We start from the raw sequence: 21893 nt of genomic DNA on the forward strand, positions 1-21893 counted from the left end.
TCCGCGTTCTCTGCGCCTCTGCGATCTCTGCGTTAAATGCGGTTTATTCTTCTATTCTCGGGATCATTCAAGGTCTGACTGCATGAACCGTTTGCCACCGCACCCACCCCACCTTTTCGTCGACATCTCGTCGCACGGACTTGGCCATCTGGCGCAGGTGGCGCCTATCCTCAACGAACTTTTTCGCCTGTTGCCCAAACTGCGGCTGACCGTGCGCAGCGGGCTAGCACTGGAAAAACTGCGTGCGCGCCTGCACAGCGACTTTGCTCATATTGCGGAACGTAGCGACTTCGGCTTCATCATGCACGATGCGCTCTGCATCGACCACGCGGCGACGGCTACCGCTTATCGGGCATACCACGCCAACTGGCCGCAACGGGTCGCCGCAGAAGCCGCGCTGCTTGGCGCACTACGTCCTGATCTGGTGCTAAGCGATGTCGCCTATCTGCCACTGGCCGGCGCTGCCAAGGCCGGCATTGCGTCGCTGGCAATGTGCTCACTCAACTGGGCCGACCTCTTCGCCTATTTTTTTGGCGGCGAAGACTGGGCCCCACCAATCCACGACCAGATGCTGGCCGCCTACCTCAGTGCCGAATGTTTCCTGCGTCTGACCCCGGCCATGCCGATGAGCGATCTGCCACGCCGGCACACCATCGCACCGGTCGCCACAATCGGTCGCGATTGCCGTACTCCTTTGCGCGAACAACTAGGATGCACGCCGGACGAGAAACTGGTTCTGATCGCCTTCGGTGGCATCGACAAGGAAGCGCCGGTTAAACGCTGGCCGCACACCGCAGACCTACGCTGGTTGGTGCCGCAGAGCTGGAGAGTCGAGCGTGATGATATGACCGCCATCGAAGCACTCGGCCTGCCCTTTACCGACCTCCTGTGCAGCGTCGATGCCGTGCTCACCAAGCCCGGCTACGGCATCTTCACCGAAGCGGCATGCGCTGGCATCCCGGTGCTGTACCTGCGCCGTGACGACTGGCCCGAACAGGACTGCCTGATCGACTGGCTGAAAGACAAAGCCCGCTGCCACGAGATTGATGACAACGAGTTATCCAGCGGACAGTTAAAGGCTGCGCTCGCTGCCCTGTGGCAGCAATTCACCCCGCCCATCCCCCACCCGACCGGAGCGCTCGAAGCGGCAACGCTGATCCTGGACTGGCTGCGTAGATAGCCAACGTGAGGTTTTTGACTAAACCGGGTAGCCAAAGCGCCTGAGCAGCACGGCGGTTTCGAACAACGGCAGGCCCATGACCCCGGAATAGCTGCCGGACAGGTGTTCGACAAACTGGCCGGCGCGACCCTGGATCGCGTAAGCACCGGCCTTGTCCATCGGTTCGCCGCTGGCGACATAGTTGCGGATCTGGGTCTCGTCAAGAACGCCAAAGCGCACCTCGCTGACCGATAACAAGGCTTCAATGCGCCCGTCCAGAAACACGGCGACCGCCGTGAGCACACGATGCGGCTTTCCCGAAAGGCGGCGCAGAATGGATTTCGCGTCCTCGCTGTCGAGCGGCTTGCCAATGATCCCGCCATCAAATTCGATGGTGGTATCGGCTGCCAGGACCGGCTGCGACTGCATTTTTCGCCAACCGGCAATGCCCCCGCCATGTTCGGCCTTGGCTCGGGCAACTCGCTCAACATAGGCCGCTGGCATTTCACCCCGATGTGGCGTCTCGTCGACTTCCTTGTCCTCGCGCGGGTGATTGCGAAAAACGACGGTATCGAACTGGATCCCGATCTGAGTCAGCAATTCGCGCCGGCGCGGGCTGCGCGAGGCCAGGTAAAGACGGGGATGGTACGGGTCGATCATCAGCCCTCCCGGTGATATGGATGATTCCTGACCACGCTGAGCGCACGATACAGCTGTTCGCAGAGGATCAATCGCGCCACGGCGTGCGGCAAGGTCAGGCTGGAAAGACGGATCGTATCATCGGCCTGTTGCTTCAAGGCCGCGTCGATACCGTCGGCGCCGCCAATGACGAGGGCCGTATCGCCGCCTTCGCGCATCCAGTCTTCAAGACGCGCTGCCAGTTGCAGCGTACTCAGGTCAGTTCCCCGCTCGTCAAGCACGACGATCCGGGAAAACCCATGCAGACTGGCCTGCAAACGGACTTTTTCGGCAGCCAAAAGTTGTTCGCGGGTTTTCGATCCGCGCGGCTCGGGTTTGATTTCGACAACAACGATCGGCAATTCGCGTGGCATGCGCTTGATGTATTCGGCACAGCCTTTGGCGACCCACTCGGGAAGCTTGTGACCAACCGCCAGAATGCCGAGCTTCATGAAGCGGGGAATGAGCGCATACGAACGTTCATCCTTAAAACCTCAATTCAAACCTCTTTTAACGCAGAGATCGCAGAGACGCAGAGGGCGCAGAGAGAAATTCGCAACTCGCCTTTCGGGCGAGTGATGTCATTCTCAGAATTCTTTGCGCTCTCTGCACCCCAAGGGTGTTTCCTGCGGGGCACGTTGAATGCGTTTTCTGGTCTCATGCAGTTGCGCTCGGACTTAGCTCTCTTGCACCGCCGGGGCCGCCAGCGCCTTACGCACGCGCGTCGGGCCTTTACCGCCCCACAGCTCTTCAAGATTGTAATAGCTGCGGATGGCTGGCTGCATGACATGGACAACGATATCGCCCAGATCGACCAGCACCCATTCGCCGCTATCTTCGCCTTCGGTAGAAATGATGTGACCACCGGCTTCGCGCACCTTGTCCTCGACGTTGCGCGCCAATGACCTGACTTGACGGTTCGAATCACCGCAAGCAATGACGATTCGTTCAAAAAGAGGCGTGAGCTTGGCGGTGTTGATGACTTCAATGTCGCGACCCTTGATCTCTTCGAGGGCGGCAACAACAAGTTTTTCGAGCTGGGGTAATTTCATTGGCTGCTCAGTTTTCCAGATAAAGGTGGTGGTCGTGAATATAGGTGACAAGCGCGTCGGGAATCAAATAACGCGTACTGTGGCCTTTCGACAGCAGGGCGCGGACCTTGGTTGCCGAAATATCGAGTTGCGTCATGGCGAAATTGACGATGCAACCCGCTGGCGCCGCAGCCAGCGCCGCGGCATCCGGGCGATAGCGCTCCTTATAGATGCTGGCCAGTGCGCCGGGCAGACTCGCCGCATCGACTGGAAAGCCCGGCCGGTGCGCCACAGCGATGTGTGCCAGTGCCAACAGGCTCTCCCAGCGATGCCAGGCGGGGAGGCCGGCGAAGGCATCGGCGCCGACCAGCAGGACCAGTGGCCGCTGTGCGCCGCAAGCTGCCGTCTGGCGCAACCGTTCAAGCGTTGGCACGGTATAGCTCGACTGGGCGGCGTCAACTTCAGCGCTATCGAGTTCAAAACGCGGGTTGCCGGCGATGGCCAGGCGCACCATCTCAAGACGCTGCGCGGCGCTAACTAGTGGCGCCGCACGACACGCCGGCTGGCCGGCGGGAATCCAGCGCACCTGCGCCAGCCCCAGGCGGTCAAGCGCCTCTTCAGCCAGACGCAGGTGAGCGTTATGAACCGGGTCAAACGTGCCGCCGAAGACCCCCAGCGGTTTGCCGCCCGGGGCTTCAGACATTTTCGTCAATGGTCACAAAAACGTCGCGATAGCTCACGTAGAAACTGGCATACAGCGTCGGCACGAGAGTGAAGACGGTCACTGCGGTCAGCACCACCGAGAACAGCTCACCAACACCGGCGAACAGGGCGCTGAACAGTCCGACCAGCACACCGGGAATGAGCGCACCGACCACCAGGGTCGCGACAGAATAGACAAGGAAAGCACGCCAGTTGCGCAAGCAGGCGACGAAACTGAAGAATAGCGACTTGCCGGCAGACAGGTCATGCCAGGCGACGAGCATCGGCGCGTACCAATAGGCCATCATCAGCGGCAAAAAGAGGAGCAGCGCCAGTTGTCCGCCAAACATCACGCTATCGCTGGTCAGCACCTGCTTCCCAGGTCGTTGACCCAGAACCACGAGCCGGAACAGCACGCCGTCGTCGACCGAAGCGACGATCCCGAGGACGACAACGCCGACGACAATGTAGACGGCGCCGAGCACCAGCAGCGCGCGCAGGTTCTTCTGAAAACCCGAGAACAGCAGATGCGGAGGAAGCGGGCCGCCCTGCGCGAGCAGACGGCAGGCGTTCATCAAGCTGACCGTGAAAACCGGAATCAGCAACGGTGCGGCCACTTGCCCGATCAGCGGAAAGGAACTGATCAGGGCCATCAACATCCAGTAGCCGAGCACGGCAAGCGAAAGCACCAACTGATTTCTGCGAAAGATTCCGAAACCGTCGTACAACCAGTGCCAGCCACGACGAGAAGGAAGAGTCAGCGCCTGCATAGGGTGACGAACATACGTTTAGTTGGCAACAAAGACATCCCGATACGAGGCATAAACCGACCCGGAAAGCACAGGAATGAGGACCAGGAAGCCAAGGCCAACAGGCAAGGCCGCGAAGAACATGAGCACCATGACGACCAGGCTATAGACCAGCAACGGCAGCGTGTTCTTCAGGCAGGCATTGAAGCTGGCCCTGAGCGCCTCGACCGGCGGCATATTGTTGAAGAAGACCAGCGCCGGCGCAAACCAGATGGCCATAAACAGGGGCACCAAAAGCACCAGCGAGAGCAGCATGGCGATCATCAGTCCGCCAAGGGCCAGCCCAAAACCAGCCGCATGTCCCATCATCAGGCCGCCGGCAATACTGCCACCGCCGAGCACGACGACGATAAACATGATGAGCAGCATCGCCACCATATAGAGCACCCCGACCATCACCAGATTACCGGTGTTCTGCTTGAAGCCGGCAAACAGATCGGCAATCTCCAGTGCTTCACCGTCCGCCGCTTTCTGGCATGCCAGCAACATGCCAGCGCCAAGCAAGGGGGTGAACAAGTTAGCAGCCAGCGTGCCGACCAGGGGGACAATGCTCAGCCCAATAATGATTACCAGCAGCACGAGGGTCAGCGCGATCCACACCCCCGGATTGAAAACAAACAGCGCCCAGCCCTGCCTGAGCCATTCGAAGGCATTACCTGCTGCGACGACGCGACTATTACCGTTGAAGGCTGGCGCCGCCAGGGGGAAGGGTTCCATGGATTTGTTCACCTGCATCGTTGGAAAGAAGATTCTGTGCGACGCGACATGGCGCGTTGCCAGCAAGCGGGTCGGCTTAGAAGGTGCCGATCACCCACATCGGCACACTCAGTCCCGGAGTACCCTGGGTATCGGTGGAAAATGAACCGTCGCCGCGCTGATCAATCAGCGTGTAGGGAATGCCGTTTTCCGGCGTGACCGTTATCTTGTACAGCCTGCCGTTGATGCGGTGCTCCTCGATCGTGTTGCCGTCGCGTTTCTTGATCGTCACCTGCGGCTCCAGTGAATCGTCGAGCGGCACCATGACCGGAGGCTTGGCATCCGGGGGGAGTTGCTGGTCGGCGCCAGTCTGGGCGAAAACCGGGGGGGCCAGGAGAGCCAGCAGGGAAAGAAAGGGGGGAAGGCAGCGCATAAAAAACTTCCGAGAGGCATTCGACAGGCCTTGATTGTATTACAGATTGAGCATCATCTCGTGCTCAGCAGGGAGCGGAGCAAAACCGCGAGTCTCGTAATGCTTGAAAATGGCCTCGACAACGTCCTCCGGTTTATCGATAACCTGGATCAAATCGATGTCCTCGGGCGAAATGACTTCCTCGTTGACCAGGGTGGTGCGGAACCAGTCGAGCATGCCGCGCCAGAAAGGCTCATGCACCAGAATGATCGGAATCTTGCGGCTCTTTCCGGTCTGGATCAAGGTCAGGGCTTCGAGCAGTTCGTCAAGCGTGCCGAAGCCGCCGGGCATTACGACATAGGCATTGGCAAAGCGAACGAACATGTATTTGCGCGCAAAAAAGTGGCGAAAGGTCTGCGAAATATCCTGGTAGTCATTGGCCGCCTGCTCATGCGGCAACTGGATATTCAGACCAACGCTCAGCGACTTGCCGTGAAACGCGCCCCGGTTGGCGGCCTCCATTATCCCCGGCCCGCCGCCAGAAATCACCGAGAACCCGGCATCCGAAAGCTGCCGCGCGATACTTTCGGTCAGGTTGTAATAGGGTGAATCGGGCGCTGTCCGCGCGCTGCCAAAGATCGAAACCGCCGGCCGGATCGCCGACAGACGCTGCGCCGCCTCGACGAACTCTGACATAATGCCAAAAATCCGCCAGGCCTCCTGTGAGGCGTTGGATTTTGATCCATTGGCGTCTGCCAGCGGGGGGATCTTTTCTTTTTCGCTCATTTTATCTGCCCAAATATGCCTACATTACTGCTGGTCGACGGATCGTCATATCTCTACCGCGCCTTTCACGCCATGCCGGATCTGCGCAACACGCTGGGCGAACCGACCGGTGCAATTTATGGCGTGCTGAACATGCTACGCCGGCTCGATAGTGATCACAAGGCGCACAACGTCGTATTCAAGGCCTGTGTCTTCGACGCCAAGGGAAAAACCTTTCGCGACGACTGGTATGCCGATTACAAGGCCAACCGCCCGAGCATGCCGGACGATCTGGTGCGTCAGATCGAACCGATTCACGCCGGCGTTGCGGCCTACGGCTGGCCAATCCTGATGGTCGATGGCGTCGAGGCCGATGACGTGATCGGCACACTGGCCAGGCAGGCTGCTGCGCAAGACATCAAGGTGCTGATCTCGACTGGCGACAAAGACCTCGCACAACTCGTCAACCCACACATCACGTTAGTCAATACCATGAGCAACGAAATGCTCGACGAAGCCGGCGTGCTCGCCAAATTCGGCGTACCGCCGCAGCGCATCGTCGACTACCTGACACTGGTCGGTGATGCGGTCGATAACGTCCCGGGCGTAGACAAAGTCGGGCCGAAGACGGCGGTCAAATGGCTGGCCCAGTACGGTTCACTCGACGGCGTCATGGCCGCTGCGACCGACATCGGCGGGGTGGTCGGCGAGAATCTGCGTCGCACCCTCGATTTTCTGCCGCTGGGGCGCCGCTTGGTCACCGTGCGCTGCGACCTCGAACTGCCGCTGGCGCTGACTGACCTGACACCACGCGAAATGGATACAGTGCGACTGACTGAATTATTCACGCGCTACGAAATGAAGTCGTGGCTCAAAGAGGTCAGCCAACCCACCGACCCGATCCCCGGCACTACGGCCGGCGAACTGCTTGCACCCTCCCCGCCGCTTGCCACTCAGACCTCACTGCTCACGCCTGACCGCAGCAATTACACCAGCATCCTAGACTGGGCCACATTCGCCGCGTGGCTGGCAAAGATCGAAGCTGCGCCGCTTACCGCGCTGGATACCGAAACGACCAGCCTGGACCCTTTTGCCGCGCGCCTGGTCGGTATTTCCTTTGCCGTTTCTCCCGGCGAGGCCGCCTATCTGCCACTCGCCCACGACTACCCCGGAGCGCCTGCGCAACTTGAGTGCGCCGCAGTGCTGGCGCGCCTCAAACCGTGGCTGGAATCGGCGCAGCACAAAAAAATCGGTCAGACCCTGAAATATGACCAGCACGTATTTGCCAATCACGGCATCGCGCTGGCCGGCGTCGCGCACGACACCCTGCTGCAATCCTATGTGCTCGAAGCGGGCAAGGACGGCGTGCGTGGCCACGACCTTGGCCAGCTCGCGCTGCGCCACCTCGGCCTGGCAACAATTTCCTACGAGGAACTGTGCGGCAAGGGCGCCAACCAGATCGGCTTCAATCAGGTAGCGCTCGACCAGGCCGCCGACTACGGCGCCGAGGATTCCGACCTTTGCCTGCGCTTGCATGCCCGACTATTTCCACAGATTGCCGCAGATCAGGGCCTGGCCTATATCTACAATGACATTGAAATTCCCGTTCGCGATATTCTTTTTCGCATGGAACGCACCGGGGTGCGCATTGACTGCGCACTGCTTGCCGAACAAAGCAAGGAACTGGGCACCCGGCTGCTCGAACTTGAAACACTTGCCCATGAGGCCGCCGGGCAGCCATTTAACGTCAATTCGCCGAAACAACTGGCCGAAATCCTGTTCGTCAAACTCGGCCTGCCGGTAAAAAAGAAGACGCCCTCGGGCACGCCATCGACCGACGAGGAGGTGCTTTCAGAGCTGGCACTCGACTATCCGCTGCCGAAAATCCTGCTCGAATCGCGCCAGCTTGCGAAACTGAAAAGTACCTACACCGACAAGCTGCCGAAAATGGTCAATGTAGAAACCAATCGCGTGCATACCAGCTACGCGCAGGCAGTGGCGGTCACCGGACGCCTGTCTTCGAGCGACCCCAATCTGCAGAATATCCCGGTACGTACCGCCGAGGGTCGGCGCATTCGCGCCGCCTTTATCGCCCCGCCGGGCGGGCACATCGTCTCCGCTGATTATTCGCAAATCGAATTGCGCATCATGGCGCACCTCTCCGAAGACGCCCGCCTGCTCGATGCCTTCGCCCAGGGTGAGGACGTGCACCGGGCCACCGCTGGCGAAATTTTCGGCGTTACGCCGATCGAAGTCGGCCCCGACCAGCGGCGTGTCGCCAAGGTGATCAACTTCGGCCTGATCTACGGCATGAGCGCCTTCGGCCTCGCCCGCCAGCTCGACATCGAACGCGGTGCGGCTCAGGCCTACATCGAACGCTATTTCGCGCGCTATCCCGGTGTCGCCCGCTACATGGAAAGCACGCGCAACGAAGCCAGAATCAAGGGCTGCGTCGAAACCGTTTTCGGCCGTCGCCTGTGGCTGCCCGAGATCCGCGCCAGCCAGGCCGGACGGCGCCAGGGCGCCGAACGTGCGGCAATCAACGCGCCGATGCAAGGCACTGCCGCCGACCTCATCAAGCTGGCGATGATTGCGGTACAGCGCTGGATCGACAACGAAGGGCTGAAAACTCGCCTGGTCATGCAGGTGCACGACGAACTTGTTCTCGAAGTACCGGACGACGAACTGGAAAGAGTGCGTATCGAACTGCCGCCACACATGACGCAAGTGGCCAAATTGCGCGTGCCGCTAGTCGTCGAAGTGGGCGTCGGCGCCAACTGGGATGAAGCACACTGACTTGGCGAGTCATAACCACCCAAAGCGCTTGAAACGCAGGTAAAGCGTGATGCAGGCAACCGAAATGACGCCAATAGCCGCCGGGTAACCATATTCCCATTGCAACTCCGGCATGGCCTTGAAGTTCATTCCCCAGATGCCGGCGAAGGCGGTGGCGACGGCGAAGATACCGGCCCAGGCCGCCAGCTTCTTGTTAACCTCGCTTTCCTCGATGGTCACCATCGACAGATTGACCTGAATCGCCGTGCCGATCGTATCGCGGCTGGTGTCGAGCGAGGCATTGATACGCGCCAGGTGGTCGTAGACGTCGCGGAAGTACTCCTGCGAATTGACGCAGGTCTTCGGCACCCGCGCACCGTACAGCTTACCGGCGGCCTCCATCAGCGGCGCGACGGCATGCTTGAGCACCATCACCTTGCGCTTCAGGGCATAGAGCCGCTCGATATTGCTCCGCGCCGTCCCCTTGGCAAAGATTTGCTCCTCGATCGTTTCAAGCTCGCTTTCGAGCACATCAACGATCGGAAAATAGCGGTCGACAACGGCATCCATCAAGGCATAGAAGACGAAACTAGCGCCGTGCGAAAGCAGGTCCGGTTCGCGTTCGCAGCGTTCGCGCACGCTGCGAAAATTCCGCGAGTTGCGGTTGCGAACAGAAAGCACGTAATTGGCGCCAACGAAGATGTCGAGCTCGCCGACCGAGATTTCGTCGTCCTTCAGTTCGAGCAGGTGCAGCACGCAGAACAGCGAGTCGCCGTACTCCTCGATTTTCGGCCGCTGATGGCCCTTGCGCGCATCCTCGACAGCGAGTTCGTGCAGATCGAATTCGAGCTTCATCTCGTCGAGCTCGGCCGGATCAGGATCGCACAGCGCAACCCAGACGAAGGCGTCGCTGTGTTCAACGTAGTTGCTGATGTCGGCTGCGGGAATATCGGCAAGCTTCTTGCCGTTGGCATAGGCCACGCAATTGATCAGCATCGGCGTCTTTCCAGGTTATTGGCGTTGGTCAAAGTATAACTTCGGACCTCTGCCGGCGACCAGATTTCGTTTGGCCAGGCAGCCGCCGGTCCGCGCGGCAATGCTAGAATCCCGGCTCGCCGCACCTGGAGCCAAAGACCATGAATTTCCCGCCGCCCGCCTTTGAAGCCAAGATCGTCGCCCCCGGCGACCTCGTCGCGCATCTGCCGCAACTGCCGCGCCCGCTGGTATTTACCAACGGCTGCTTCGATATTCTGCACCGCGGCCACGTCACCCTGCTCGGGCAAGCGCGCGCGCTGGGCGCCTCGCTACTGGTTGCGCTCAACTCCGACGCATCGGTCAGGAAGTTGGGCAAGGGCGACGACCGGCCGGTCAATGCGCTGGCCGACCGCCTGGCGGTAATCGCTGCCCTTGAATGCGTATCCTTGGTCACCTGGTTCGACGAAGACACGCCGATCGAACGCATTCTCGACTGCCGGCCGGATGTGCTGGTCAAGGGCGGCGACTGGCCGCTGGCGAAGATCGTCGGCAATCGGGAAGTCGCGGATGGGGGTGGTCGCGTGGTATCTATCCCCTTTATCCATCAGAAATCGACCACGGCGCTGCTGGATAAGATTCGCAACCTGTAATCGTTAGTCTTCGTATCCCAAAACATAGAAATGTCCATCAGTTTTCGCTGCGGCTCTGTTTTTTTCTAACCGGTTCTTCAGTTCACGTTCTACCTCAATCAAACCTTCCCGCCTTGCCTCACATGCACGCTCTTTTGCTCCGTCCTCGCCATATTGCTTGACCATAAACGTTCGGCTACGCCTCTTGCCATCGGCATCTCGCCAATAGGCTTGCCAAAATGGGTACTCCGTATGCTTCTTTGCTGACCGCGACACAGTCACATAACGCGCTACCCCTACAATTCCCGAAGTATTCTGTGGTCGTTTAAATTCACGCCGCCAGAGGAAATAGTCCACTCCTGAAATCTCTGGGAGAAACGCATTACGATATGCAATTGCTGCCTCAAGTGCCGCCTCCTTGCTCCCAAAAAGGTTGTCAGAAAAATATTTAGTCAGGTGTGCGCCTTGGCGTCTGACCACGACTCTCCAACAATGGGTGCGAGTTTTCAAATTATCCACCCGGTGAATCCACCGTAAATCCTTAGACATCATTCTTTCCTGATCTTGTTCTCTGTAGCCAGCATAGACTCCCAGAACGACCAATGGCTGCTTCAGAGCTTCAGCCCCACCCATGCCCGAACCGAAGCCAGCGCAGCAGGCAGTTTGGCCGGTTCAGTACCGCCGGCCTGCGCCATATCCGGTCGGCCACCGCCCTTGCCACCGACCTGCTGGGCGACCATATTGACCAGTTCGCCGGCCTTGACCTTGCTGACCAGATCGGGAGTCACGCCGGCAATCAGCGTCACCTTGCCGCCGGCGACGCTGGCCAGCACGATGGCCGCAGATTTCAGTTTGTCGCGCAGCTTGTCCATCGTTTCGCGCAGGGCGTTGATGTCGGCGCCATCGAGCGTCACGGCCAGTACTTTCGCGCCGTTCACGTCGACCGCTTGGCTCATCAGATCGTCGCCTTGCGCAGCCGCCAGGCGGCTCTTGAAGGCTGCCAGCTCGCGTTCAAGACGGCGAACCTGATCGAGTATCGAATGCACCCGTTCGGGCACCTCGCTGGGCAACACCTTGAGCGTGCCCGCGACGCCGTCAAGCGCACTTTCCATGCTTTGCATATAGGCCAGCGCGTTGTCGCCAGTCACCGCTTCAACGCGGCGCACACCGGCGGCCACTCCGCCTTCGGCGACGATGCTGAAGAGGCCAATGTCGCCGGTGCGCCGCACATGGGTTCCACCGCACAGTTCGCGCGAGAAGCCGATGTCGATGACGCGCACTTCGTCGCCGTACTTCTCGCCGAAGAGCATCACGGCGCCGAGCTTCTGCGCTTCGCCAATCGGTAACACACGACACTGGCAGGCAACGTTGGCCAGAATTTCGGCATTGACGAGGTTTTCGACGCGACGTATTTCCGCGTCGGAAAGTGGCTGGTTATGCACGAAGTCGAAGCGGGTCTTGTCCGGATCAACCTGCGAGCCTTTCTGCTGCACGTGTTCGCCGAGCACTTCGCGCAACGCCTTGTGCATGAGGTGAGTCGCCGAATGGTTGCGCATGATGCGGCTGCGCGCCAGCAAATCGACCCGGGCATTGACCGCGTCGCCAACCTTCAGAATGCCAGTCTTGAGCACACCCTGATGGCCGAAAACGGTGGCCTGTATTTTCTGCGTATCCTCGACGGCAAAAATGCCCTGCGCCGATTGCACGACACCGCGGTCGCCGACCTGGCCGCCGGATTCGGCGTAGAACGGCGTTTCGTCAAGAACGACGGCGCCCAGCTCGCCTTCATTCAGTTCATTGACCGGGCTGCCATCGCGGTAGAGTGCCAGCACCTTGCCTTTGAATTCAAGGCTGTCATAGCCATGGAAGATCGTTGCCTGACCCGCGTATTCAAGCGCTGCCGCCATCTTGAACTTGCCCGCCGCACGCGCCTGTTCCTTCTGCCGGTTCATCGCCACGTCGAAACCGGCGCTATCGACGGCAACGCCACGTTCGCGGCAGATATCGGCGGTCAAGTCAAGCGGAAAGCCGAAGGTATCGTGCAGCTTGAACGCCGTTTCGCCATTGAAAATTCCCTTGCCGTTCATGGCGGCGAGTTCGCCTTCAAGAATCGCCATGCCGTGTTCGATGGTCGAGAAGAAGCGCTCTTCTTCCTGGCGCAGCACGTCAATGATGCGCTTCTCGCCGCGGACCAGTTCGGGATAGGCGCTGCCCATCTCGGTGACCAGATCCGGCACCATGCGGTTGAAAAAAGCGGCGCGCGCGCCAAGCTTGTAGCCGTGACGAATGGCGCGCCGGATGATGCGGCGCAGGACATAGCCGCGCCCTTCATTGCCGGGAATGACGCCATCGGCAAGCAGGAAGGCGCAGGCACGGATGTGGTCGGCCAGCACGCGCAGCGATGGGCTATCCATATCCGCATCGCTGGTCTCGCGCGCCGCCGCTTTGATCAGGCTCTGGAAGAGATCGATCTCGTAGTTGCTATGGACGTGCTGCAGCACGGCAGCGATGCGCTCCAAACCCATGCCGGTGTCGACCGAGGGCTTGGGCAGCAGATGCATGACGCCGTTCTCGTCGCGATTGAACTGCATGAAAACATTGTTCCAGATCTCGATGTAGCGGTCGCCGTCTTCATCGGGCGAGCCGGGTGGACCGCCCGGAATATGCTCGCCGTGATCAAAAAATATCTCGGTACATGGGCCGCAGGGCCCGGTATCGCCCATCATCCAGAAGTTGTCGGAGGCGTAGCGCGCCCCCTTGTTGTCGCCGATGCGCACGATGCGCTCGGCCGGGATGCCGATTACCTTGTTCCAAATGTCATAAGCCTCGTCGTCCTCGGCATAGACGGTGACCCACAGGCGATCCCCGGGTAATTGGTAGACCTCGACCAGCAGTTCCCAAGCGTACTTGATGGCGTCCAGCTTGAAGTAATCGCCGAACGAGAAATTGCCGAGCATCTCGAAGAAGGTGTGATGACGCGCCGTGTAGCCGACGTTTTCCAGATCGTTGTGCTTGCCGCCGGCACGCACACACTTCTGCGACGTGGTGGCGCGCTCGTAGGGCCGTTTGTCGAAACCAAGGAAGACATCCTTGAACTGGTTCATTCCGGCGTTGGTGAACAGCAAGGTCGGGTCCGCGTGCGGAACGAGTGAACTGGAAGCCACAATCTGGTGGCCCTTGGACTCGAAAAATTTGAGGAACTGGTCGCGTATTTCGGCGCTTTTCATCGGCAGGTATCCCGGCTAGGGCTTATTTCAAAGGGTTCCGATTCTAGCACCGATGGCCGGAATGTCATTCCGGGCTTGACCCGGAATCCAGTTCGTTTATCAAACAGGTCTTTTAACACCTTGATCAGATGGACAAATCTGGATTCCGGCGTGTGCCGGAATGACGACGACGGTTGATGACGATTCCAATGACATTCATGAAATCGCCCTGTCATAAGCCCCTTACACGCGGAACCGTTCGACCATTTCGTGCATTTGCGTCGATAGCCGCTTCATCTCCGCCGCCGCATCTTTAGCTGCGCCCATGGCTGAGGTGTTTTCTTCACTCATCGACGAGATCACTTCAACCTGCTTGGCGATCAGCTCGCTGGCGGACGTTTGTTCCTGAAGTGCGGTAGCGATATCCGAAGAGACATCGACCACGCGCTGCGATCCTTTGCGAATCAGGGCGATTGCCTCGCCGGCTTGACGCGCACTGTCGGCATTGGCCGTCACTTGGCTCACGATCTGACGCATATCAGTGACCGCATTGCGCGTCTCGCTTTGAATCGCCGAGATAACACCAGCAATTTCCTTGGTCGACGATGAAGTTCGTTCGGCCAGTTTGCGGACCTCGTCGGCCACCACGGCAAATCCCCGTCCCTGCTCACCGGCCCGCGCCGCTTCGATGGCGGCGTTCAACGCCAACAGATTGGTCTGATCGGCGACCTCCTTGATCACGCTGACAATGCTGCCAATTTCGTCGGTACGCTTGCTCAATTCTTCCATGGTGTGCGAGGTGCCTTGAACGGTTTGGGCCATTTGCACCATTTCGCCTACCGTTTTGTCGATCACTTGCCCGCCTTGATCAGCGCTGCTCAGCGACTCCTGTGAAATACCCTTGGCCGCCGCCGAGGAATTGGAAACGTGCGAAACGCTAACCGCCATCTCTTCGACCGAGGCCGCCATCGAGCAGGTTGCCTCATTCTGCTGCTCGACCGCGACCGAGAGTTGAGCGACTGATTGTGATAAACCATTGGAAGCGTCGGACACATGACCACCAGCTTCCTTCATGCGGCGTACCACCACCTGAAACTGATCGAGCAGGACATTCACGCTGGTGGACACCTCGGCCAATTCATTGCGCCCGCTAACCGAGATGCGCCGCGTCAGATCCAGCGTTTCCTTTATCTGCAGCGTAGTCTCCTGGACGTCGGCAATCTGACTGGAAATCTGTTTCAGAGAGAAAAACGCAATCCCGCCCGACAGGACAAGACCAATCGCCATCATGACGAGTAGCAGATTGCGCGAACTGGTAAAAGCCGCCGCCTGCGCGACGACTTGCTTCTCGAGATGCGCCAATTCGCCTTTTTCGAAGGTCTCCACCAGCTTTGTGATGCCTTCGGTGGTCGGCCTGTCCTTGCCTTTGACGGCCAGATCAACCTTCTTTCCGGCTTCGGGGTCGGCCTTGTTAAAGCCACTGAGGGCGGCTTTATAAATGGTGCCAAGTTCGGCATGAGTTTTGATCAACTTTTCGATGTCAGCGATCGCCCAGTCGTTACCCGGGTCGTTCTCCTTCTTGAGAATATCAAGCTCCTTGCCGAGCCGTTCCTGAACGGCCTTCTCACTGGCCAGGAAGGAGTTTTCATATTTTGTAAAATCCTCCTGATTATTGCCACGAATCAGGATGTTTTTCCACTCCTGCACCTGTGTCTTGAGTTCAACATTGGCCAACTGCAAGCCGAGCAGGGTATGCATACCCGCCCGGATATCGGCCATACTAGCCGCCTGGTGCGTATTGAAGCGCGATAACTGATAGATGCCAAAGCTGCTGGAAACGACCATGCCACCGACAGCTAACATGCTCAAAATTATGATTTGTAACTTAATGGTTAAGTTTTTCATGCGGCCTCCAGTATTGGTGTGTTTTTGGAAAGCACAGAGCAGCTTGCGCAGCGAGCGATCCAGAATGCTGACTCGCATTGCGGGGGATAATCTCCCTTGCTGTTTGATTCTGAAATCTGTGCAAGTTCATCTTTAATGTGAAGTTATTAAGGGCCCGATCAGGCGCGATGAAATATTACCCTAGCACCCTGACCGAACTGAACATTACCAGATTGTCACAATTTGATGAAAAATTTGAGACCCTCCCAAGTTTGGTCGCGAGATGGAGTCTAAGAGTCGAAGTTTTTAAATACCCATCAAGAGATCGATGCGATCGCTGAACACAGCCGCAACGCCGCGCTTGAACAGCGACTCGGCGGCCTGGCGCTGATTGACCGTATAACACAGCACCAGAATCCCGTCAGCATGGGCAGCAGCGAGTATGTCGTCGTCAAGCTGATTGGCCGCACAATGCAGGCTGAACCCGCCCAGGGCGGCAAGGCGCTGCTGCCAGTCGGCCGGCGGACAATCCCACAGGCACGCGAGCGGGAGCTGCGGCGCAACGCGGCGAGCTGCTTCCAGCGCCACTTCCGAGAATGAGGAGACTAGCGGGAACGACTCTCCCGGCCACAGATCGACGATGTGCCGGGCGACGACTTCGCCGGTAAGTGCTGCAAATCCAGCAGCCGGTTTGATCTCGACATTGGCCATCAGGCCAAGTTCGCGGCAGCTGGCGGCAGCGGCCGTGAAGGTTGGCAGCATCTCGCCAGCAAAAGCGCGATGCTGGTAAGTACCGGCATCGAGACGGCGCAGTACAGCGTCTGCCGTGTCGCATACACGACCGCTACCGCTCGTTGTGCGCTCCAGCGTTTCGTCATGAATCAGCCAGGGCGAGCCATCTGCTGAGAGCATGACGTCGAACTCGACGGCACGAAAGCCCATCGCTGCCGCAATGCGCAGTCCGGCCAGGGTATTCTCCGGCGCCAGCGCGCCGCCGCAGCGATGCGCGAAGACGCGCGGCAGCGGCCAGGCGGGCGCTGGGCGCTTCATTTGACGCGCTTCCGGGCCGTGGCGACGGCCGCTCCCGACATCGAGTGCAGGACAGCATTGCCGCGCGCCACGGCGTTATCGAGCGCTTCCTTGGCCGGTTTCTTGTTGGCCCAGACCGTTTCGAGCTCTTCCTCGACGATGGCGCGCACCGGTTCGAGCTGCGCAACGCGGATGAGCGGCGTCAGCGGCTTGCCTCTGATCTGGGAATACGCCACGTGCAGCCCGGCCAGATCCGCATTCAGCAACTTGCTGCTGGCCGCCAGGCGAGCCACCGGGGTCATCGGCAAAAAACCGCCGGCCAGGGTGAGATTGATCTGCACTTCCGGGCCGAGAACATAACGAATAAAACTGGCGACCCCCTTCGTTTCAGCCGGCTTCAAGCCGCTGGCGACCCACAGCGAGGCGCCGTCGGCCAGCGTGCTTTGTGGCGCACCGCGAATGTCGTCGTGATAAGGCAACGCGGAAACACCAGCCTCCAGCGTATTGCTTTCAACCAGGGAGGCGAAAATGGACGACGTACTGGTCAGCATCGCACATTCGCCGCTGGCAAAACGGCGATCAGCTTCGTCGCGCCGGCCAAAATAGGAAAAGTACTTGCTCTTGTACCAGGTTGCCAGCATGGCCACGTGCTTGATCTGGGCCAGCCCGTTGAAAGTTAGCGTGCCTTTGGCGTCACTCACCTCGGCGCCGTTCCACGCGCTCAGATTGTCAATATGCACCAGGGCGGGCCATGAGGTGGTGAACGGGCAACGACTGCCGGAATCGGCAAGCTTGCCGGCGGCATACTGTGTCTCGGCCCAGGTTTTCGGGGGCAGATCGGGGTTCAGTCCGGCTTTGCGGAAAGCGGCCCTGTTGATGTAAAGCACCGGCGTTGAAAAAGCCACGGGCAGTGCGAAAAGCTGGCCTTTGCCATCGAGCAGTCCGACGATCAGTTCGGGCGCAAACTTGCCCGCATCGAGTGGCTGTTTGGCTTCACGCATGACCTCATGGAGCGGCTTGAACTTCGCCTTATTGGCCACAAAACGGGAATATTCTTCGCGCGTCACGAGATTGAGCTGCTTTAGCGCCCCACCTTCGACCCGGCGCACCAGAGTCAGATGGACGTCTTTCTGCTGGCTGTTGAAATGCGCCACCAGCGGTTCAAGGCGATCGGCCCGCTCCTCATCAAGCTGGTGCGACAATTCGATCTGGACCGGCGCCGGAGCAGCGGCGGCCATGAGAGCGAGCAGCAGCCCGCCGACGACCATGAGAATTTTTGAGAAATGCATCGAGCTTCCTTGGTGATGACAACAGGGCCGTGAATTATAGTCCCGGAAAAGCAAGGAGACATCCGGCAACAAGGCGATTGCATGAATAGCAGACAAGGTTAAAATGGGTTCCATGCCAACCAATACTCAGGGATCATCGTGCGGGACATGCTAGGGAGATCACCGCGTACGCTCTTGACCGCCGTCTTACTATTGCTCTATCTGGCTGGCTGCGACATGATCCAGCAACAGATGGGGATCGAAGACCCGGTCGCCAAAGCGGCCCGTACCGATTCTGAAGGCAAGGCGGTCGGTGGTGCCTGCCGCCAGTCAGGGCGCGCCATTGAGGACTGTTATTCGATTTACTCGTGGCTTCCCAAGGCCCCTATCTACGAAGGCTGGCGTGACATGGATGCCTACATGCGTGACAACAAGCTGGAAACCGTCGAACCCCAGCTTCCCCCTGTTGGAGCACCCGGCGCCAGAAAAAGGGCATCGATTGCAGAAGACGCTTCGAGCGGCGCAAAAAACAGTAAGAAAACAGCAGAGAAACATTGAGGAAACGGCCCGTCAGAATTTCCACCTATTGACGCTTAACAAAAAGGAGTAGCCATGAATCATGGAAAATATCGATTGGTCACACGCAGCGATTTCGACGGCCTGGTCAGTGCCGTGCTGCTTACCGAACTCGATATGATCGACGAGATCAAATTCGTTCACCCCAAAGACATGCAGGACGGCAAGATCGATATTACCGACCGCGACATTACGACCAACCTGCCCTACGTCGCCACCGCGCACCTCGCCTTTGACCACCATATTTCGGAAACCATCCGCGTCGCCGGCGAACCCGACAACCACATCATCGACCCCAATGCCCCTTCGGCGGCACGCGTGGTTTATAACTACCTCGGCGGCAAGAAAGCTTTCCCGAACATTACTGACGACATGATGGACGCCGTCGATAAGGCCGACTCTGCCCAATTTAGTCGCGACGAGATTCTCGACCCAAAAGGCTGGGTCCTGCTCAATTACATGATGGATTCACGCACCGGCCTCGGTCGCTTCCGTGTGTTCCGCGTCAGCAACTACACGCTGATGATGAATCTGATCGAATGCTGCCGCACTCACACCATTGCCGAGATTCTCAATCTGCCGGACGTCAAAGAGCGGATGGATCTGTATTTCGAACATGCCACCAAGGCCAAAGAGCAGATTCTGCGCTGCACCACGGTATACCAAAACCTGGCCGTGCTCGATTTGCGTAATGAAGAAACCATTTACGCCACCAACCGCTTCATGATCTACGCGCTTTTTCCGCAAACCAATATTTCGATCCACGTCATGTGGGGTGTGCAAAAACAGAACACGGTTTTGGCAACGGGCAAATCAATTCTTGATCGCAGTTGCATAACCAACATCGGCGAGTTGATGCTCAAATACGGCGGCGGCGGACACCATGCCGCTGGTACCTGTCAGGTGGCCAATGATCAGGCCGAAGCGAAACTCAAAGAAATCATCGCCCTGATCAACGCCGATGATGAATCAAGACGCTCGACCGACCAGCCGTAGTCACGTAATCACCTGCAATGCCTGAGCAGACTGTCGCACCAGACACTCCCAAAAAAGCGATCGAGGATCCCTTTTTCGTCCTGCGTGACTGCTGTGAACTTTTCCAACGCAAGCTCGTTGAAATCGTCAAGCAGTCGGGGCTTATGACGCCCGCGGAAATTGAAGCCTTTGCCCGCGTCGTCGGCGAAGCGCATGATGAACTGGCCGCCGCCAAGCAACAGGACGGATTCGAGCAGACCGCCGGTCTGACTGCCTCGCGCATCTCGCTCGTTGGCTTTGACGACCTCGAACTGGATATCCGGATCGGTGATATTGCCAATCGTTTGAAGGGCAATGAACGCATCGACCGGTGGCGGGTTCAGCTACGCTACATGACCTTGCTCAATCGGCCGAACATGGCTGCGGAAAGCAGTCCGGTCGGCCTTGACCCGATCTGCCAGGGCTTGTGGGCGATTTGCCGGGCCGGCAACAACAACCTTGAGCAGAATCTTGAACGCCTTGGCCGACTGGAGGAGCAACTCCAGGCCCAACTCCCCAACGTTTATACCGAACTGAACGACCTGCTTGAACACCATGGCATTGAACCAGCGCAGGTTCAGTTGATGCAGCGCGCCACCGGCGGAAAACCGGCTTCTGGCCCGGGGTTTGGTGGTGCGGGTGGCGACAACTTCATGCCCGGAGCAAACGCACTCGCGAACTTGCAACATGCCTTGCGCCAACAGTTCACCAGCGATGATTCCTTTTTCGACGATCACTCGCCGGGCAATGCCAGCAGTGGTTCGAGTGCGCTCAATGCCTCGGCCCTAGTGATGCTCAACCACCTGATGGAACGCCTGAACGCGCTTGAATCTCAGCACGCCTCCGGCGTCGCCAACGGACCAGCGGATGGCGGCAACGGTAATCCGCCACTGAGCGCACTCCGCTCGAAGGATCTCGACCTGCCGCTGGGAAAACCCGCTGCCATCGCCCTCGATACCCTGTCGCTCATTTTCGAGCTCATCTTCGCCGCACCAGACCTGCCTGATGTGGTCAAGGCCGCCATCGGCCGCCTGCAGATTCCTCTGCTCAAGCTGGCCATCCTCGACGCTTCATTCTTTGCCGACTCCCGGCACCCGGGCCGACGCCTGATCAACCGCATGGCGCGCGCGGCCGTCGGACTGGCCCAGGATACCGGACGCGAACACCCGATATGCACCAGCCTCGGAAAAATGGCGGATGCCGTGCGCACAACACTGGAAAAAAACGACGGCGATCTATCCCCCCATCTTGACGAACTCGAAACGCTGATCGCCGAACGGGATCAGTCGCTCAAGGCCAATGCCCGGCCCTATCTGCAACTACTACTTGGGCACGAAGCCCGGGAAGCGGCAATAGCCAATGCCCAGGACTGGCTGTTCAAGGCGCTGGGCAAAACCTCGCACGCCCAGATCGCGAGATTTCTTTCCGATTACTGGGTTCGCTTGATGCAATTGGCATTTATGGAAGGTGGCGCCGATGGCGCCCTCTGGAAGGAATGCGCAGCCACTTGCGAACAACTGCTGTCAAGCGTCCGACCCCAACAATCGGCCGAAGAACGCAAGCAGTTACTTGCCCTGATCCCCTCGCTGCTCAAGAGTCTCAATGACGGACTGGACCGTCTCGAAATTTCATCCACGGAAAGAACACTGTTTCTTAATACCTGCTTTCACCTGCAAACTGCCGCCCTGCGCAACCGCCCCGAAATGCAGGACGCCGAATCCTACGCCCGGCCCGTAACACCGCCAGCCGCGCGCACCGCCAGCTCAGTCGCGAGCAGCCCGGCACAAATCCTCGAAGGGGACGGCAAGCGGGTGCGCTACCTGGGACTGCCAAGCTCAGTCCAATCCCCGTGGCGCAGCGGCAATAGCGCCTGGAAGGAGGGCGAGTGGATCAGTTTTCAGTTACCCAGCGGCGAACACCTGTGTGGCCTTCACTGCGGACAGGGCACGCCTACCGGAACCGTCCTGCTGTTCAACGATCAATGGGACTACGCCGTCGCCGTCGCCCCTTCGCTGCTCGAACAACAACTGCGCGCCCGCATCGTCTCTGCATCGTCGCTCTTCGATGATGCGGCGGAGCGGGCACTGAGCCAGGTCAAGCCGCGCTGATTTTTTGGCCCGTTGCCCGCCCCCTGCCCGTAAAGCGCAGGGCAATTGCATCAAAATGCGAATGCCATTGTCGTCGACCCACAGAAATAATCGTTTACGCTCAATGAGTTACAGAGGGGCTGTTCACAGCGTTTGGAATTGTGTAGTTTTCTGTCTTTTTGGGGTGACTCATGGAGA

20 protein-coding genes are annotated in these 21893 nt (G+C 58.9%); 6 read left to right on the forward strand and 14 right to left on the reverse strand.

From position 1 onward, the window contains the following. Positions 1 to 82: 82 nt before the first annotated feature. Positions 83 to 1180, forward strand: a complete 1098-nt coding sequence (locus Q1J43_RS02510) for a hypothetical protein (RefSeq protein WP_301100754.1) — start codon at positions 83 to 85, stop codon at positions 1178 to 1180. 18 nt (positions 1181 to 1198) lie between these two features. On the opposite strand, the gene Q1J43_RS02515 is transcribed toward Q1J43_RS02510, so the two are convergent. The 8 genes from Q1J43_RS02515 to Q1J43_RS02550 all read right to left on the reverse strand — a co-directional run bounded on the left by Q1J43_RS02515 (position 1199) and on the right by Q1J43_RS02550 (position 6273). Beyond that, on the reverse strand, positions 1199 to 1819 hold the full coding sequence (locus Q1J43_RS02515) for a Maf family protein (protein ID WP_301100755.1): 621 nt from the start codon (positions 1817 to 1819) through the stop codon (positions 1199 to 1201). Beyond that, positions 1819 to 2289: a 23S rRNA (pseudouridine(1915)-N(3))-methyltransferase RlmH gene (rlmH, locus tag Q1J43_RS02520; protein ID WP_301100756.1), complete on the reverse strand. Its 471-nt coding sequence runs from the start codon at positions 2287 to 2289 to the stop codon at positions 1819 to 1821. Before rlmH ends, Q1J43_RS02515 begins: the two co-directional genes overlap by 1 nt. A gap of 225 nt (positions 2290 to 2514) precedes the next feature. After that, positions 2515 to 2889 (reverse strand): ribosome silencing factor, encoded by a 375-nt coding sequence (rsfS, locus tag Q1J43_RS02525; protein ID WP_301100757.1) that lies wholly within the window; start codon positions 2887 to 2889, stop codon positions 2515 to 2517. A gap of 7 nt (positions 2890 to 2896) precedes the next feature. Further along, on the reverse strand, positions 2897 to 3571 hold the full coding sequence (nadD, locus tag Q1J43_RS02530) for a nicotinate-nucleotide adenylyltransferase (protein ID WP_301100758.1): 675 nt from the start codon (positions 3569 to 3571) through the stop codon (positions 2897 to 2899). Then, positions 3564 to 4340 carry a BPSS1780 family membrane protein gene (locus Q1J43_RS02535; protein WP_301100759.1) on the reverse strand — a complete coding sequence of 259 codons (777 nt, stop codon included), beginning with the start codon at positions 4338 to 4340 and terminating at the stop codon, positions 3564 to 3566. The genes nadD and Q1J43_RS02535 overlap by 8 nt, the downstream gene beginning before the upstream one ends. Before the next feature lie 18 nt (positions 4341 to 4358). Continuing rightward, the gene (locus Q1J43_RS02540; protein WP_301100760.1) at positions 4359 to 5096 is read right to left on the reverse strand and encodes a BPSS1780 family membrane protein; all 738 of its coding nucleotides are present in this window, start codon (positions 5094 to 5096) and stop codon (positions 4359 to 4361) included. A gap of 76 nt (positions 5097 to 5172) precedes the next feature. Further along, positions 5173 to 5508 carry a DUF2782 domain-containing protein gene (locus Q1J43_RS02545; protein ID WP_301100761.1) on the reverse strand — a complete coding sequence of 112 codons (336 nt, stop codon included), beginning with the start codon at positions 5506 to 5508 and terminating at the stop codon, positions 5173 to 5175. A gap of 39 nt (positions 5509 to 5547) precedes the next feature. After that, complete coding sequence (locus tag Q1J43_RS02550) at positions 5548 to 6273, reverse strand: TIGR00730 family Rossman fold protein (RefSeq protein ID WP_301100762.1); 726 nt, start codon at positions 6271 to 6273, stop codon at positions 5548 to 5550. A gap of 15 nt (positions 6274 to 6288) precedes the next feature. Here Q1J43_RS02550 and polA point away from each other — a divergent pair, with 15 nt between their 5' ends. Then, a complete protein-coding gene (gene polA / locus Q1J43_RS02555; RefSeq protein ID WP_301100763.1) occupies positions 6289 to 9048 on the forward strand; it encodes a DNA polymerase I in 2760 nt (919 codons plus the stop codon). Between the two features lie 9 nt (positions 9049 to 9057). Here the strand turns inward: polA and corA are convergent, their stop codons facing one another. Further along, positions 9058 to 10023, reverse strand: a complete 966-nt coding sequence (gene corA / locus Q1J43_RS02560) for a magnesium/cobalt transporter CorA (protein WP_301100764.1) — start codon at positions 10021 to 10023, stop codon at positions 9058 to 9060. A gap of 140 nt (positions 10024 to 10163) precedes the next feature. Here corA and Q1J43_RS02565 point away from each other — a divergent pair, with 140 nt between their 5' ends. Then, complete coding sequence (locus Q1J43_RS02565; RefSeq protein ID WP_301100765.1) at positions 10164 to 10652, forward strand: adenylyltransferase/cytidyltransferase family protein; 489 nt, start codon at positions 10164 to 10166, stop codon at positions 10650 to 10652. 3 nt (positions 10653 to 10655) lie between these two features. On the opposite strand, the gene Q1J43_RS02570 is transcribed toward Q1J43_RS02565, so the two are convergent. From Q1J43_RS02570 to Q1J43_RS02590, 5 genes are all read right to left on the reverse strand, one after another. After that, on the reverse strand, positions 10656 to 11264 hold the full coding sequence (locus tag Q1J43_RS02570; protein WP_301100766.1) for an AP2 domain-containing protein: 609 nt from the start codon (positions 11262 to 11264) through the stop codon (positions 10656 to 10658). After that, the gene (gene alaS, locus Q1J43_RS02575) at positions 11243 to 13858 is read right to left on the reverse strand and encodes an alanine--tRNA ligase (RefSeq protein WP_301100767.1); all 2616 of its coding nucleotides are present in this window, start codon (positions 13856 to 13858) and stop codon (positions 11243 to 11245) included. Before alaS ends, Q1J43_RS02570 begins: the two co-directional genes overlap by 22 nt. A 222-nt stretch (positions 13859 to 14080) precedes the next feature. Continuing rightward, positions 14081 to 15742: a methyl-accepting chemotaxis protein gene (locus tag Q1J43_RS02580; protein ID WP_301100768.1), complete on the reverse strand. Its 1662-nt coding sequence runs from the start codon at positions 15740 to 15742 to the stop codon at positions 14081 to 14083. A 285-nt stretch (positions 15743 to 16027) separates the two neighbouring features. Continuing rightward, entirely contained in the window at positions 16028 to 16771 is a 744-nt protein-coding gene (ugpQ, locus tag Q1J43_RS02585) for a glycerophosphodiester phosphodiesterase (protein ID WP_301100769.1), read from the reverse strand. After that, the gene (locus Q1J43_RS02590) at positions 16768 to 18039 is read right to left on the reverse strand and encodes an extracellular solute-binding protein (protein ID WP_301100770.1); all 1272 of its coding nucleotides are present in this window, start codon (positions 18037 to 18039) and stop codon (positions 16768 to 16770) included. The genes ugpQ and Q1J43_RS02590 overlap by 4 nt, the downstream gene beginning before the upstream one ends. A 174-nt stretch (positions 18040 to 18213) precedes the next feature. Here Q1J43_RS02590 and Q1J43_RS02595 point away from each other — a divergent pair, with 174 nt between their 5' ends. The 3 genes from Q1J43_RS02595 to Q1J43_RS02605 all read left to right on the forward strand — a co-directional run bounded on the left by Q1J43_RS02595 (position 18214) and on the right by Q1J43_RS02605 (position 21716). After that, a complete protein-coding gene (locus Q1J43_RS02595; RefSeq protein ID WP_301100771.1) occupies positions 18214 to 18576 on the forward strand; it encodes a hypothetical protein in 363 nt (120 codons plus the stop codon). 54 nt (positions 18577 to 18630) lie between these two features. Continuing rightward, a complete protein-coding gene (locus tag Q1J43_RS02600; protein WP_301100772.1) occupies positions 18631 to 19590 on the forward strand; it encodes an exopolyphosphatase in 960 nt (319 codons plus the stop codon). 143 nt (positions 19591 to 19733) lie between these two features. Continuing rightward, on the forward strand, positions 19734 to 21716 hold the full coding sequence (locus Q1J43_RS02605) for a DUF1631 family protein (protein ID WP_301100773.1): 1983 nt from the start codon (positions 19734 to 19736) through the stop codon (positions 21714 to 21716). The last annotated feature ends 177 nt before the right edge of the window (positions 21717 to 21893 follow it).

This window comes from Propionivibrio sp. (assembly GCF_029255185.1).
In the GTDB taxonomy this organism is placed as follows: domain Bacteria; phylum Pseudomonadota; class Gammaproteobacteria; order Burkholderiales; family Rhodocyclaceae; genus Propionivibrio.